Annotated in this window: 8 protein-coding genes; 6 read left to right on the forward strand and 2 right to left on the reverse strand. The window is 63.3% G+C overall.

Features of this window, described 5'->3' with window-relative positions; genetic code table 11:
• Positions 1 to 10: 10 nt before the first annotated feature.
• A complete protein-coding gene (malQ, locus tag GRF63_RS12010; protein ID WP_202131688.1) occupies positions 11 to 1,984 on the reverse strand; it encodes a 4-alpha-glucanotransferase in 1,974 nt (657 codons plus the stop codon).
• Positions 1,985 to 2,247: 263 nt separating this feature from the next.
• Here malQ and GRF63_RS12015 point away from each other — a divergent pair, with 263 nt between their 5' ends.
• The 6 genes from GRF63_RS12015 (at position 2,248) to GRF63_RS12040 (ending at position 13,064) form a co-directional block, all read left to right on the forward strand.
• Positions 2,248 to 4,629 carry a glycogen/starch/alpha-glucan phosphorylase gene (locus GRF63_RS12015; RefSeq protein WP_419865961.1) on the forward strand — a complete coding sequence of 794 codons (2,382 nt, stop codon included), beginning with the start codon at positions 2,248 to 2,250 and terminating at the stop codon, positions 4,627 to 4,629.
• A 118-nt stretch (positions 4,630 to 4,747) separates the two neighbouring features.
• Positions 4,748 to 6,913 carry a 1,4-alpha-glucan branching protein GlgB gene (gene glgB, locus GRF63_RS12020; protein ID WP_160486215.1) on the forward strand — a complete coding sequence of 722 codons (2,166 nt, stop codon included), beginning with the start codon at positions 4,748 to 4,750 and terminating at the stop codon, positions 6,911 to 6,913.
• Positions 6,914 to 6,933: 20 nt separating this feature from the next.
• A complete protein-coding gene (gene glgC / locus GRF63_RS12025; RefSeq protein WP_160486216.1) occupies positions 6,934 to 8,196 on the forward strand; it encodes a glucose-1-phosphate adenylyltransferase in 1,263 nt (420 codons plus the stop codon).
• Positions 8,196 to 9,641, forward strand: coding sequence for a glycogen synthase GlgA (gene glgA, locus GRF63_RS12030; protein ID WP_160486356.1), 1,446 nt, complete (start codon positions 8,196 to 8,198; stop codon positions 9,639 to 9,641). Before glgC ends, glgA begins: the two co-directional genes overlap by 1 nt.
• A 13-nt stretch (positions 9,642 to 9,654) precedes the next feature.
• Positions 9,655 to 11,283 carry an alpha-D-glucose phosphate-specific phosphoglucomutase gene (locus tag GRF63_RS12035; RefSeq protein WP_160486217.1) on the forward strand — a complete coding sequence of 543 codons (1,629 nt, stop codon included), beginning with the start codon at positions 9,655 to 9,657 and terminating at the stop codon, positions 11,281 to 11,283.
• A complete protein-coding gene (locus GRF63_RS12040; RefSeq protein WP_160486218.1) occupies positions 11,280 to 13,064 on the forward strand; it encodes a glycogen debranching enzyme in 1,785 nt (594 codons plus the stop codon). The genes GRF63_RS12035 and GRF63_RS12040 overlap by 4 nt, the downstream gene beginning before the upstream one ends.
• A 1-nt stretch (position 13,065) precedes the next feature.
• Here GRF63_RS12040 and GRF63_RS12045 read toward each other — a convergent pair whose 3' ends face one another.
• Positions 13,066 to 14,937 (reverse strand): ABC-F family ATP-binding cassette domain-containing protein, encoded by a 1,872-nt coding sequence (locus GRF63_RS12045; RefSeq protein ID WP_160486219.1) that lies wholly within the window; start codon positions 14,935 to 14,937, stop codon positions 13,066 to 13,068.
• Positions 14,938 to 14,986 lie beyond the last annotated feature (49 nt).

The raw sequence follows: 14,986 nt of genomic DNA on the forward strand, positions 1-14,986 counted from the left end.
CGCCACCCGGTCAGCCGCGATGCTCTTGCAGAAGGGCTAGCCGGTGCTGGATTTCCGGCGTTTTCAGCAGGTCTTGCAGTGGCGCATCCAGTCGCCTGCGCCAGTTGGGGTGTTCGGTGATGGTGCCGGGAAGATTGGGTTGCTGGATCAGTCCCAGCAGGTCTTCAAGCGTGATGACGGCGAGAGCGCTGGGGGTGCGGGCGATATGCGCGATGCCGGCATCCACTAAGGCCTGAGGATCATCCGCAGCGGGGCGCGGCGCATCGCCTGCGAGAGTGGACCACAGCAGACCCCGATCCCATTCGCGAATGTCCTGCGCCTCTGCGAGCGTCATACCCTGCGGCAATCGACGCAGCCGGTTTGCCCAGACAAGGTCTGCGCCCGTCCACCAGCCTGCCAGCGTTTGCGTGTCATGTGTGCCGCTTAACGCAGTTGCCAGCGGATCGTAATCCTGCGCGCCGATAAAGCCGTTGTCCTGCGCCCGCTCAAACCACAGTACCCGCATGCCCAGCATCCTGCGCCGCGCAATGGCATCGGAGAAATCATGCGGAGCGGTGCCCAGATCCTCCGCAATCACAAAGGCATTGGCAAGATGTGCCTCCAGCGTCAGCAGGCGCATCAGATCCTCAAATGGGTAGGTGAGATAGGCACCATCCGCCGGGCCGCCGCCTTCGGGGATGACCCACAGCCGCGCCAGGCCGAAGGCGTGATCGATCCGCAAGCCCCCGCCATGCGCCAGCGCCGCGCGGATCATCGCGATCCACGGGGCATAGCCACTGCGCCGCAATCCTTGCGGAGAAAAGCTGGTAATCGCCCAGTTCTGCCCATGCGGGCCCAGCGGATCGGGCGGCGCGCCGATGGTGAGCCCGCGCAGCATGGCATCGCCCAGCGCCCAGCCATCGCTGCCACCCGGATCAACCCCCACGGCCAGATCGCCCACCAGCCCTATCGTCATCCCCGCCGCCCTTGCGCGGGCCTGCACTTCGGCAAGGCTGCGGCGCGTTATCGCCTGCACGAAGGCGTGGAATTCCACCTCTGCGGCATGTTTGGCGGCAAAGCTGGCGACAGCCTTGTTCTGCGGGTTCTGGTAACGCGTTGGCCAGTCGCGCCAGCCTTTCGCCCCATTTGGGCGGAAGTGGCAATCCAGCGTATCGAAAATGGCGTGCAGGCGCTGGCGTTCGTCCGGCTCGCCGATGATCTGCGCGCGTTGCGCGCCTGTCAGACCGTCAAAGAACGCGCGCATGGCAGAAAGCCGCGCGGGCAGCGCATTTGGCCAGTCGATCAGCGGATTGTCCTGCACATCGTCCGGCAAAGGCTTGTGGCCCACCAATTCGGGCGCGGCCATCGCGCCGTTTAGGTGGATGCGGCTGGATGGGGAATAGGGGCTGAAATTCTCGCCCGTTCCGGGGAACAGGGCATGCACCGGATTGATCGCCACAGCATCTGCGCCCGCTGCGGCAAGGCTCTCCACCGCTTGTGCCAGATCGCCAAGATCACCAAACCCGCTGGGCTGCGCGCCCCGCAAGGACGGGATTTGCAGCGACACGCCCCAGGGCTTTCGCTCGCCCGCTGGCGGCAACGGGCAGTGCGGGGGAGCCACGGCCAGCCGCGTTGCTTCGCCATCGATGCGGCAATCGTAATATCCCGGCGCATCCGGCGCGATGGGCACGCCGTCTTCCTGCAAAAGCGGAAATGTGGTGCCATCCGCGCTGATGATCTCGGCACTGTTGCACGCTTCTAGGGCATTGATCGGCATGCTTGCATCGGCCACGATCAGCGCCGCCAGAGCCGCCTCTTCGCGCTGCAAGGCCTTGATGCTGTTCGCTATCTGCCGGTCCGAGCCCGATTTGTGGCCGAGGGCCGCCAGTATCGTTTCCAGCGTAGCATCGGGCACGATATGCTCTTGCCCATCCACGTCGTGCCAATGGCGTTGCAGCCCGGCAGCCTCGGCCAGTGCGTGCAGTGGCGCCACAGAATCATTCATCGCTGTTTCCCGGCCAATCCGGCGCGAAGCATTGCGCCAAAGATGTCCGAACCGCAACACTAATGCTGCACCGCACAAATAAATAGGTATGCATGCCCAGTTTGGCGATTGCGCAGTGCACAAAAACCTGCCTACTACCTTGCTGCAAGAGGCATAATCGCGCCGGAGCACACCGCATGATCCGGGGTGCCACGGTCCGAACAAGGATTAGTAATCACGTGACCACTCTTTCCCGGCCCAATGATCGACCTGGCAATGATGAAATCGACGCCCTGATTATCGATGCCCTGCGCCACCGCGTGGGCAAGGATGAGCGCGCGGCCAAGCCGCACGACTGGTACACCGCCACCGTCTACGCCCTGCGCGACAAGGTGATCGACCGCTGGATGGAAAGCACGCGGCGCACCTATGCCGATGGCGCCAAGCGGGTGTATTACCTCAGCCTGGAATTCCTGATCGGGCGGCTGCTGCGCGATGCGGTGAACAATCTGGACCTTACGGGCGCGCTGGAGCGGGCATTGCGCACGCATGGTTTCGAACTCGCCGAACTGGAAGAGCTGGAACCCGACGCGGCGCTTGGCAATGGCGGTCTCGGTCGCCTCGCCGCCTGCTTCATGGAAAGCCTCGCCAGCCTGGATATCCCTGCCTACGGCTATGGCATCCGCTATGTGAACGGCATGTTCCGCCAGCGGATCGACGAGGGCTGGCAGGTCGAATTGCCCGAAACATGGCTGAGCCACGGCAACCCCTGGGAATTTGATCGCCGCGAAAGCGCCTATCGCATCGGCTTTGGCGGTGAAGTCATCAGCGATGGCGACGGCGTGGAATGGCATCCCGCCGAAGAGGTAGAGGCGTCTGCCGTGGATACGCCGGTGGTGGGCTGGCGCGGCGCGCGGGTGAACACCCTGCGCCTGTGGACCGCCAATGCGCTGGACCCGATCAAGCTGGACGCCTTCAACGCGGGCGATCACGTTGGCGCGCTGGAAGGCGAGGCGCGCGCCGCCAGCCTGGTGCGCGTGCTGTACCCTGCGGATTCGCACAAGGCGGGGCAGGAATTGCGGCTGCGGCAGGAGTATTTCTTCTCCGCTGCATCCATACAGGACATCATCCGCCGCCACATGCAGTTCCATGAGGATATCCGCACCCTGCCCGACAAGGCGGCCATCCAGCTGAACGATACGCATCCCGCCGTGGCCGTGGCGGAAATTATCCGTCTGCTGGTGGACGAGCATGGGCTGGAGTTTGACGAGGCGCTGGATATCACCCGCCGCACCGTGGGCTACACCAACCACACTTTGCTGCCCGAAGCGCTGGAAAGCTGGCCCCTGCCGCTGTTCGAGCGCCTTCTGCCGCGCCACATGCAGATCATCTATGCGCTGAACAGCCGCGTGCTGCGCGATGCCCGCAAGGCCGGGATGGACGATCCCGCCGTGGCAGCCATCAGCCTGATTGACGAGGGCGGTGACAGGCGCGTGCGCATGGCCAACCTTGCCTTCACCGGCGCGCACAGCGTGAACGGCGTGGCGGCGCTGCATACAGAGCTGATGAAGCAGACCGTCTTCCACGATCTGCACACGCTCTATCCTGAGAAGATCAATAACAAGACCAATGGCGTAACCCCGCGCCGCTGGCTGATGCAGTGCAATCCCGGCCTGACCGGCGTGATCCGCGATGCCATTGGCGATGGTTTCATGGACGACACCACCCAGCTGGAAAAACTGAACAAGCTGGCCGGCGATGCCGCCCTGCAGGAACGCATTGCCGAGGTGAAGCGCGCCAACAAGGTGGCGCTGGCCGGGCATATCAAGGAATTGACCGGCATCCGCGTCGATCCCGATGCCATGTTCGATGTGCAGATCAAGCGCATCCATGAATACAAGCGCCAGCTGCTGAACCTGATAGAGACAGTGGCCCTGTACGACCAGATCCGCAGCCATCCAGAAAAGGACTGGGTGCCGCGCGTCAAGATCTTCGGCGGCAAGGCCGCGCCCAGCTATCACAACGCGAAGCTGATCATAAAGCTGGCCAATGATATCGCCCGGCGGATCAACAGCGATCCATCGGTATCCGGCCTGCTGAAAGTGGTGTTCGTCCCCAATTACAACGTCACGCTGGCCGAACGGATCATCCCCGCATCCGATCTTTCCGAGCAGATCAGCACCGCCGGCATGGAAGCCAGTGGCACGGGCAACATGAAGTTCGCCCTTAATGGCGCGCTCACCATCGGTACGCTGGATGGCGCCAATATCGAGATCAAGGATCGCGTGGGTGACGAGAATATCGTGATCTTCGGGATGACCGCCGAGGAAGTGGCGGAAAAGCGCGCCAATGGATACAATCCGCGCGCTGTAATCGAAGGCTCTCCCGAACTGCGGCAGGCGGTGGAAGGCATCGCGGGCGGCGTATTCTCTCCCGATGACAAGGATCGCTACAAGGATCTGATGGGCGGCCTTTACGACAGCGACTGGTTCATGGTGGCCGCCGATTTCGATGCCTATGCCGCTGCGCAGCGCGATGTGGACGCCCGTTGGCGCGATCCCGCCGGATGGCGCAAGGCGGCCATCCACAATATCGCCAATGTCGGCTGGTTCTCTTCTGACAGGACGATCAGCGAATATGCCCGCGATATCTGGGGCGTGCTGTAATTCGTCAGAAACCCTGGTGCCAAAACGGCAACGCATACGTTTTCATGTATCGTAACGCTGCCGGGTGCTGCACAATGCCCGCAGCAAGGTCAAAAAGGCCTGCAACAAGGGGATTTGGGTGAAGCCGCCAGCCGCAGCCATCGACGCGCTATTTGCCGGAACGCAAGCTGATCCCTTCGCCCTGCTCGGCCCGCACGAGGGGCCAGACGGCACATTCGCCCGCGCCATGCTGCCGGGCGCCGAGAGCGCAGAAGCATACTCCTTGCGCGGCGTCAAAATCGGCAAGCTGAAGCGGGTCGATGATCGCGGATTGTTCGAAGGCAAGCTGCGCGGCAAGCCCAGGCCGGTGAAGTACAAGTGCCAGGGCGGCGGCGCCGAGTGGTGGGTGACAGATCCCTACAGCTTTGGCCCCGTGCTGGGCCCGCTGGACGATTTGCTGATTGCGCAGGGCACGCATTACCGCCTGTTTGACAAGCTGGGCGCGCATCTGATCGAGCATGAGGGAAGCCACGGCGTGCATTTCGCCGTATGGGCACCCAATGCGCGCAACGTCAGCGTGGTGGGCGATTTCAACGATTGGGATGCCACACGCCACCCCATGCGCAACCGCGTGGATATCGGCGTGTGGGAACTGTTCATTCCCGATATCGCGGAAGGCCGCGCCTACAAATATCGCATCATCGGCCCCGATGGCGTGGAGCAGCCGCTGAAGGCGGACCCCTACGCCTTCGCCAGCGAATTGCGCCCCAAGACCGCCTCCATCACCGCCCGCCCCGCCAAGCCCGACTGGGGGGACGAGGCGCACCGCGCGCACTGGGCAAACGTGGACCCACGGCGAGAGGCGATCTCTATTTACGAGGTGCACGCCGGATCCTGGCAGCGCGACGACAATGACTGGTTTTTAAGCTGGGATGAGATGGCCGAACGGCTGATCCCCTATGTCGCCGAGATGGGCTTTACCCATATCGAATTCCTGCCGATTTCCGAATTTCCCTATGATCCAAGCTGGGGCTACCAGACCACCGGCCTTTACGCGCCCAGCGCCCGTTTCGGCGGGCCGGACGGGTTTGCCCGCTTCGTGGATGGCGCGCACCGGGCGGGTATCTCCATCCTGCTGGATTGGGTGCCCGCGCATTTCCCCACGGATGATCACGGCCTTGCCATGTTCGATGGCACGGCGCTGTATGAGCATGCCGATCCCCGGCTTGGCTTCCACCCGGACTGGAACACCGCGATCTACAATTTCGGGCGGCGAGAGGTGGCAAGCTTCCTCGTCAACAATGCCCTGTTCTGGGCAGAGCAATATCATGTCGATGGCCTGCGCGTGGATGCCGTCGCATCGATGCTGTACCGGGATTATTCGCGCAAGGATGGCGAGTGGATCCCCAATGCCGATGGCGGGCGGGAGAACTGGGAAGCGGTGGATCTGCTGCGAGCCATGAACCGCGCGGTCCACGCCAGCCATCCCGGCATCCTTACCATTGCGGAGGAATCGACCAGCTGGCCCGGCGTATCCCAGCCCGCTTTCGAAGAAGGCCCGCGCACCAGCCTTGGCTTTGGCTTCAAGTGGAACATGGGCTTCATGCACGATACGCTGCAGTACATGGCGCGCGATCCCATCCACCGGAAGCACCACCACAGCGATATCACCTTCGGCCTGGTTTACGCCTTCAGCGAGAATTTCGTCCTGCCGCTGAGCCATGACGAGGTGGTACATGGCAAGGGCAGCCTGCTGACGAAGATGAGCGGCGACGAGTGGCAGCAATTTGCCAATCTGCGCGCCTATTATGGTTTGATGTGGGGCTATCCCGGCAAGAAGCTGCTGTTCATGGGGCAGGAATTTGCCCAGCGCCGCGAATGGAGCGAGGAACGCGCCCTCGACTGGGATTTGCTGGATGCACCGGCCCACAAGGGCATCCAGACGCTCGTGCGCGATCTCAACGCTGTGTACAAATCAACGCCCGCCCTGCACGCCCGCGATTGCGAAGGCGAGGGGTTTGAATGGCTGGTGGCGGACGATGCCGACGCGTCGGTTTTCGCCTGGCTGCGCAAATGCCCCGGTGAGCCGCCGGTGGCGGTGATCTGCAACATGACACCGATGCTGCACGATGCCTATGGGCTGGGACTGCCGATGGACGGTGAATGGTCCGAGGTGCTTAACACCGATGCGCAGGAATATGGCGGCAGCGGCGCGGGCAATATGGGTGCAATAAATGTGCGCGATGGAAGGGCGACGGTGTGCCTGCCGCCGCTTTCCACCATCATGCTGAAGTTCAAGGGTTAGAAGATCCGAAGGAGAGGCCGATGAAGAGAACGTATTCGCAACCGCTGGCACGTGACGCAATGGCCTATGTGCTGGCGGGCGGGCGTGGCAGCCGCCTGCTGGAACTGACGGACCGCCGCGCAAAGCCCGCGGTGTATTTCGGCGGCGTCTCCCGGATCATCGATTTCGCCCTTTCCAACGCCATCAACTCCGGCATCCGCCGCATTGGCGTGGCAACACAATACAAGGCGCACAGCCTGATCCGCCACATGCAGCGTGCATGGAATTTCATGCGGCCCGAACGCAACGAAAGCTTCGACATCCTGCCCGCCAGCCAGCGCGTTTCCGAAAGCCAGTGGTACGAGGGAACCGCGGACGCCGTGTTCCAGAACATCGACATCATCCAGGCCCATGCGCCCAAGTACATGATCATCCTGGCGGGTGACCATGTGTACAAGATGGATTACGAGCTGATGCTGCGCCAGCACGTGGAAAGCGGCGCGGATGTGACCGTGGGCTGCCTTGTCGTGCCGCGCATGGAGGCGACAGGCTTTGGCGTGATGCATGTCGACAAGAGCGATGGCATCACCGACTTCATCGAAAAACCTGCCGATCCTCCGGGCATTCCGGGGCAGGAGGACATGGCCCTTGCCAGCATGGGCATCTATGTTTTCGAAACGGAATTGCTGTTCGATCAGCTTCGCCGCGATGCCGACGATCCCGATTCCAAGCGCGATTTTGGCGGCGACATCATCCCGTGGCTGGTGAAGAACGGCAAGGCGCAGGCGCATCGCTTCACCCATTCCTGCATCCGCGCCGCGGACGAGATCGAGGAATACTGGCGCGATGTCGGCACGCTGGATGCCTATTTCGATGCCAATCTGGATCTCACCGACACGGTGCCAAAGCTGAACCTCTACGATCGCGACTGGCCGATCTGGACCGACCAGGTCGTGGCCGCGCCCGCCAAGTTCGTGCATGACGAGGACGGGCGACGCGGCAGCGCGATCAGCTCTCTCATCAGTCAGGATTGCATCGTATCGGGCGCAATGGCGAAGCAGAGCCTGCTGTTCACGGGCGTGAAGATGGGCAGCTATTCCAATGTGGAACGCGGCGTGATCCTGCCCTACTGCAACATCGGCAGGCATGCGCGGCTGACCAATGTCATCCTCGATTCAGGCGTGCGCATCCCGGAAGGGCTCGTTGTGGGTGAGGATCCTGAACTGGATGCGCGCCGCTTCCGGCGCAGTGAGAAGGGCGTATGCCTGATAACGAAACCGATGATCGAGAAGCTGGAGGGCTGATGCCGCTGAAGGTCCTGTCGGTGGCATCGGAAGCGGTGCCGCTGGTGAAGACAGGTGGGCTGGCGGATGTGGCAGGCGCCCTGCCCGCTGCGCTTGCGCCCCATGATGTTGCAATGACAACGCTGCTGCCCGGCTATCCCGCCGTGGTAAAGGCGATTGGCAAGGCAAAGCTGGTGCACAAGTGGCCATCGCTGCTGGGCAAGCCCGCGCGACTGCTATCCGGCACGATCGGCGAGCACGGGCTGCTAGTGCTGGATTGCCCTTCCTATTTCGCCCGCGATGGCGGCCCGTATGGGGACAGCAAGGGACAGGACTGGGCCGATAACTGGCAACGCTTCGCCGCTTTTGGCAGGGCAGCTGCCGATATCGCATCGGGCGCGACGAAAGCCGGCAAGTTCGATCTCGTCCACGCCCATGACTGGCAGGCGGCCATGACGCTGGCCTATCTGAAACTCGCCAGCGACACGCCGGATTTACCCAGTGTGATGACAATTCACAACATGGCCTTTCAGGGCCATTTCGATGCCAAGATCTTCCCGCGCCTTGGCCTGCCATCCTCTGCCTGGTCCATTGACGGGGTGGAGAATTACGGCGGCGTCGGTTTCCTGAAGGCTGGCATGCAGATGGCCGATATCATCACCACCGTCAGCCCCAGCTATGCCGCGGAAATTCGCCAGCCGGAATTCGGCATGGGGCTGGAAGGTCTGGTGGCGACGCGTGGCAACAGGGTGCGCGGGATTCTGAACGGCATCGATCCGCAAGTCTGGAACCCGGCAGAAGATAGCGAAATCCCCGCCAATTATTCGCACCGCACGCTGGCAAAACGAAAAACCAATAAGCGCGCGCTGGAAAAGGCCTTCGGGCTGGAGGAAAGCGACGGCCCGCTGTTCACCGTGGTCAGCCGCCTTACCTGGCAAAAGGGGATGGACGTGCTGCTGGAAGTGCTGGACCATCTCGTTGGCATCGGCGGGCGGCTGGCGCTGCTTGGTTCGGGTGACAAGGCGATGGAGGCCGGGCTGCATGAGGCTGCCGCGCGCCATCCCGGCAGAATCGGCCTGCACATCGGCTATGACGAGGGGTTATCCCACCGCTTGCAGGCAGGCGCCGATGCCATCCTGGTGCCCAGCCGATTCGAGCCTTGTGGCCTCACCCAGCTATACGGCCTTGCCTATGGCTGCGTGCCGGTGGTGGCGCGCACCGGCGGGTTGGCCGACACGGTGATCGATGCCAATCCCGCCGCGCTTGCCAGCGGCGTGGCCACCGGCATCCAGTTTGACGGGGTGCACTACCATGCCTTGCGCGCCGCGATTGACCGCGCCATGGCGCTTTACAATCAACCCAAGCAATGGCGCCGCCTGCAGCAGAACGGGATGAAAGCCGATTTCTCCTGGGAAGCTAGCGGGCGCGCCTATGCCGATCTTTATAAAGAACTGACCCTGAAATAATCGGGAAACCCGCATGATCCGCACACACGAAACCACGCCCTTCAACGATCAGAAACCCGGCACATCGGGCCTGCGCAAGAAGGTGCGCATCTTCGCCCAGCCCAACTATGCGGAGAATTTCATCCAGTCGGTGTTCGACGTGGTAGAGCGTGATGCAGGCACTACCCTCGTGATCGGCGGAGACGGGCGCTATCACAACCGCACGGTTATCCAGCAGGCGATCCGCATGGCGGCGGCCAATGGCTATGGCCGGGTGCTGGTGGGGCAAGGCGGCATCCTCTCCACCCCGGCGGCGAGCCACGTGATCCGCAAATATGGTGCCAGCGGCGGGCTGGTGCTGTCGGCCAGTCACAATCCCGGCGGGCCGGAAGAGGATTTCGGCATCAAGTACAATATCGCCAACGGCGGCCCCGCGCCGGAAAGCGTGACCGGCAGAATCCACGCCCGCACGCTGGAGATTGACCGCTGGCTGGATGTCGACGCGCCCGACGTCGACCTTGATACGCGCGGCGTGACGCATATCGGCGAAATGGCCGTGCAGGTGATCGATCCTGTCGCCGATTACGCCGCGCTGATGGAGGAACTGTTCGATTTCGACGCCATCCGCGCCGCCGTGAAAGACGGGCTGACCATGGCGTTCGATGCGATGCACGCCGTCACCGGCCCATATGCGCATGAGATTCTGGAAGGCCGCCTGGGCTTTCCCGCAGGCACGGTGCACAATGGCACCCCATTGGAGGATTTCGGCGGCCATCACCCCGATCCCAACCTGGTGCATGCCAAGGTGCTGTACGATCTGATGATGTCGGACAATGCACCCGCGTTTGGTGCAGCGTCCGATGGCGATGGCGACCGCAATCTCATCATCGGCAAGCATCGCTTCATCAATCCCTCGGATTCGCTGGCGATGCTGGCCGCCAATGCCCACCTCGCCCCCGGCTACGCCGATGGGCTGAAGGGTATCGCCCGCTCCATGCCTACCAGCGCTGCAGCGGACCGGGTGGCAGAGGCGCTGGGCATTCCGGCCTACGAAACACCAACGGGCTGGAAGTTCTTCGGCAACCTCCTCGATGCCGGAATGGCCACGATCTGCGGCGAGGAAAGCGCGGGCACCGGCAGCGATCACGTGCGCGAGAAGGACGGTCTGTGGGCGGTGCTGCTGTGGCTCAACATCCTGGCGGTGACGGGCAAGAGCGTGGACCAGCTCGCCCGCGATCACTGGGCGCGCTTTGGGCGTAACTACTACGCCCGCCATGATTACGAGGCGATTGAAAGCGAAAAGGCCGATGCCCTGATGGCAGAACTGAGCGCCAGCCTGCCAGACCTGCCGGGGCGCACCTTTGGCCCGCTCACCGTGGCGGAGGCAGACAGCTTCTCCTACACCGATCCTGTGGATGGCTCGGTCAGCGAGAATCAGGGCATCCGCGTGTTGTTCGAAGGGGGCAACCGGGTGGTCTTCCGCCTTTCCGGCACAGGCACGCAGGGCGCAACCTTGCGGGTCTACCTTGAACGCTACGAACCTGCCGGCGGCGATATGGATGCAGAGACGCCCGCCATGCTGGCCGACATCGTGGCCGCTGCGGAGGAGATCGCCGGCATCGCTCGCCACACGGGTCGCACCGCGCCAGACGTAGTGACGTGAGCCAATACGGCGCCGCTGTTACCGGCGGCAACACCATCTTCCGTGTGCGCTCTCCGCTTGCAACGGCGATGCAGCTTTGCCTGACGGAGAATGGCGAAGAGCAGCGCATCGCCATGCAGCGCGACGGCGATGACTGGGTGGCAAAGGTGCCGCGCGATCTGGCCGGGGCGACCTATGGCTACAGGGCCGATGGCGAATGGCAGCCCGAACAGGGCAAGTGGTTTCACCCGGCAAAGCTGCTGGTGGATCCCTATGCGGTGGAGCTTGACAGGCGATTTACGCAAGACCCGGCGCTGGCCAATTTCGGAGTCGATACAAGCGACATCGTGCCGCGCGCGGTGATCCAGCCGCCGCTTCCAGAAGTCCCGCTAAACGCGCCGTGTTTCCAGCGCGGCGGCCTGATTTATGAACTGAATGTCGACGGCTTCACCCGGCTGCATCCCGATGTGCCAGATGCGCAGCGGGGCACGGTGGCCGCCCTCGCCCATCCATCCGTCATCGCGCATCTGCAAAAACTGCATGTCAGCGCGGTGGAGCTGATGCCGATCACCGCCTGGATTGACGAGCGGCACCTGTCCGCACTCGGCCTTGCCAATCACTGGGGCTACAACCCTGTTGCACCGATGGCGCTGGATCCCGGCCTGTGCCCCGGCGGCGTGGCGGAATTGCGGGACACCGTGGCCGCGCTGCATGATGCGGGGATCGGCGTGATCCTCGATCTTGTGCCCAATCATTCGGGCGAGAGCGATATTTTCGGCGGCGTCTTCTGCCTGCGCGGGCTGGACGATAGCGCCTATGCCCACGCCCCCGATGGCACGCTGATCAATGATAGCGGCTGCGGCAACACGCTGGATTTCGCGCAAGCCCATGTGCGGGATATGACGGTGGCTACTCTGCGCCATTTCGTGCGCCATTGCGGGGTGGATGGCTTCCGTTTCGACCTGGCGCCCATCATGGCACGCGGCCCCGGTTTCGATCCCGCCGCACCGATCTTTGCAGAGATTGCCGCCGATCCCTGGCTGGCCGACAGGGTGATGATCGCAGAGCCGTGGGATATCGGCCCCGGCGGCTATCAACTCGGCAATTTCCCCGCGAACTGGCTGGAATGGAACGACAAGTACCGTGACGATGTGCGCCGCTTCTGGCGCGGCGATGGCACGGCCAGCACGCTGGCCACGCGCATGGCAGGCTCTGCCGATATCTTCGGGCCCGACTGCCGCAGCGTGAACTTCCTCGCCGCGCATGACGGGTTCACCCTGGCGGACAGCGTGGCCTACGAACAGCGCCACAACCTAGCCAATGGCGAGGACAATCGCGACGGGCACAGCGAGAACTACAGCTGGAACAACGGCGTGGAAGGGCCGACCGACAATCCCGATATCCTGGCCCGCCGCGCCGCGGATTTGCGCGCCATGCTGGGCACGCTGTTCGCCTCCACCGGCACGATCATGCTGACCGCGGGCGATGAATTCGGGCGCACCCAGCAGGGTAACAACAACGCCTATTGCCAGCCCATGCCGGTAAACTGGGAAGCGCGCGACGTGGCGCTGGAGGATCACGTGGCTGGCCTCTCCGCAACGCGGGCCGCCAGCCTTGCCGCAATGGCGCAGTTTCCCGAGGGCGGCTGCTGGACCGATTATCACGGGCAACCAATGTCGGACGAGCAATGGAATGATCCCAGCCTCTCCGCCTTCGCCTTCCACCCTCCGCCGCACAGCGACAGGCCCGGCTTCGCCTTAGACAGAATCGCGCGAACGGCGACGCTGCTGGCGCAAGACTAGCTTACAGCGCGGCGACGCCTTCCAGCGCTTCGCCCGCGGCCAGCCATGCCGCTTCTGCCTGCTCCAGCTTGCCGGCAAGCTTCGCTCTCTGGGCCAGCAGGTCATCCATGCGGCTGGTATCCGCCGCCGGTGGCTTGGCGGCGAGATCGGCAATGTTCCTATCCATCTGCTCTGCCTGCGCGGTCAGCTTGGCGAGAGTTTTTTCCGCCTTTGCGAGTTCGGACCGCATGTATTTCTCTTTCGCGCGATCGATGGTGGCGGGCGCTGCCTTCGGCTTGGGCGCGGCAGGTTTCTTCGCGGGCTTGGGCTGATTTCGGCCCAGCACGAAGTCGATATAATCCTCCATACTGCCCGAATATTCGCGCGCCGTGCCGCTATCCACCAGTATCAGCCTGTCAGCCGTCAGCTCCACCATATGGCGATCATGGCTGATCAGGATAACCGCGCCGGAATAGCCGTTCAGCGCCTGGATCAGCGCCTCGCGCGCGTCCACGTCAAGGTGGTTGGTCGGTTCGTCCAGGATCAACAGGTGCGGCGCATCCCGCGTAATCAGCGCCAGCGCCAGCCGCGCGCGCTCCCCGCCCGACAGCCGTTCCACCTGCGTTTCCGCGCGAGAGCCGGAGAAGCCGAAGCGCCCCAATTGCCCCCGCACCGCGCCCGCCGGCTTGCCATCCATCGCCCGCGTCATCAGGTTCAGCGGCGTTTCCTCGGCAGAAAGTTCCTCCACCTGATACTGCGTGAAATAGCCCACCTTCATTTTGCCGGGCGCGTTCATGTCCCCCTCTTCGGGGGCCAGCTGCGCGGCCAGCAGGCGGGCCAGCGTGGTCTTGCCATTGCCGTTGCGGCCTAGCAGGGCAATCCGGTCATCCGCGTCGATCCGCATGTTCAGCCGCTGCAGCACCGGCGGCGCATTGCCATAGCCGACGGCGGCACCATCCAGCGTGATCATGGGAGAGCGCATCTCCGCAGGATCGGGAAAATCGAAGGAGAGTGACGGATCTTCGGAAAGGGCCGCAATGGGCTGCATCCGCGCCAGCATCTTAGCCCGCGATTGCGCCTGTTTCGCGGTGGAGGCTCGGGCACTGTTGCGCGCCACGTAATCCTGCAGTTTCGCCCGCTGCGCATCCTGTGCGGCCTTTGCCGCCGCCAGCTGCGCGGCGCGTTCGGCGCGCTGTTTCTCGAACGAATCGTAACCGCCCGGATACAGCGTCAGCTGCCCGCCCTGCAGGTGCAGGATGTGATCCACCACGTTGTTCAGCAGATCGCGTTCGTGGCTGATCACCACCAGCGTGGCGGGGTATGACTTGAGGAAGTTCTCCAGCCACAGCGTGGCCTCAAGGTCGAGGTGGTTGGAAGGCTCGTCCAGCAGCAGGATATCGGGTTCGGAAAACAACAGCGCACCTAGCGCGATGCGCATTTTCCATCCGCCGGAGAACGTATCCACCGGGCGGGCCTGCATTTCCTCGTCGAAGCCCAGGCCCTTCAGGATCTTTGCCGCGCGGGCAGGCGCACTGTAGGCATCGATGGCCAGCAACCGTTCGTGCACTTCGCCCAGCCTGTCTGGATCGGTGCAGCTTTCGGATTCCTCCAGCAGCTGCTCCCGCTCCACATCGGCGGCCAGCACAATCTCCTCCGGCGTCATCGTGCCGCTGGGGGCCTGCTGCGCGATATAGCCGATGCGGGCGCGCGATGGCTTGGAGATTTCACCGTCGTCGGGCTCGATCTCTCCGATCAGCGTTTTCATCAGCGTGGATTTGCCCGCGCCGTTTCGCCCGATCAGGCCCACGCGCGCGCCAATCGGAACGGTGGCGCTTGCGCGTTCGAGGATGGGCCGGCCGCCAAGCCGGACGGTGAGGCCGTCAATAGTAAGCATGCGCGGCCCCTTAGCAGCGCCTGCCCCACTATCCCAACCGAATCCACGC

The sequence above is a fragment of the Aurantiacibacter rhizosphaerae genome (genome assembly GCF_009807005.1).
GTDB lineage: Bacteria > Pseudomonadota > Alphaproteobacteria > Sphingomonadales > Sphingomonadaceae > Alteraurantiacibacter > Alteraurantiacibacter rhizosphaerae.

Bases quoted from the DNA above. Each gene is read 5' to 3' on its own strand.
- malQ (WP_202131688.1), bottom strand. From the start codon at position 1,984: ATGAATGATTCTGTGGCGCCACTGCACGCACTGGCCGAGGCTGCCGGG.
- glgC (WP_160486216.1), top strand. From the start codon at position 6,934: ATGAAGAGAACGTATTCGCAACCGCTGGCACGTGACGCAATGGCCTAT.
- glgA (WP_160486356.1), top strand. From the start codon at position 8,196: ATGCCGCTGAAGGTCCTGTCGGTGGCATCGGAAGCGGTGCCGCTGGTG.
- GRF63_RS12035 (WP_160486217.1), top strand. From the start codon at position 9,655: ATGATCCGCACACACGAAACCACGCCCTTCAACGATCAGAAACCCGGC.
- GRF63_RS12045 (WP_160486219.1), bottom strand. From the start codon at position 14,937: ATGCTTACTATTGACGGCCTCACCGTCCGGCTTGGCGGCCGGCCCATC.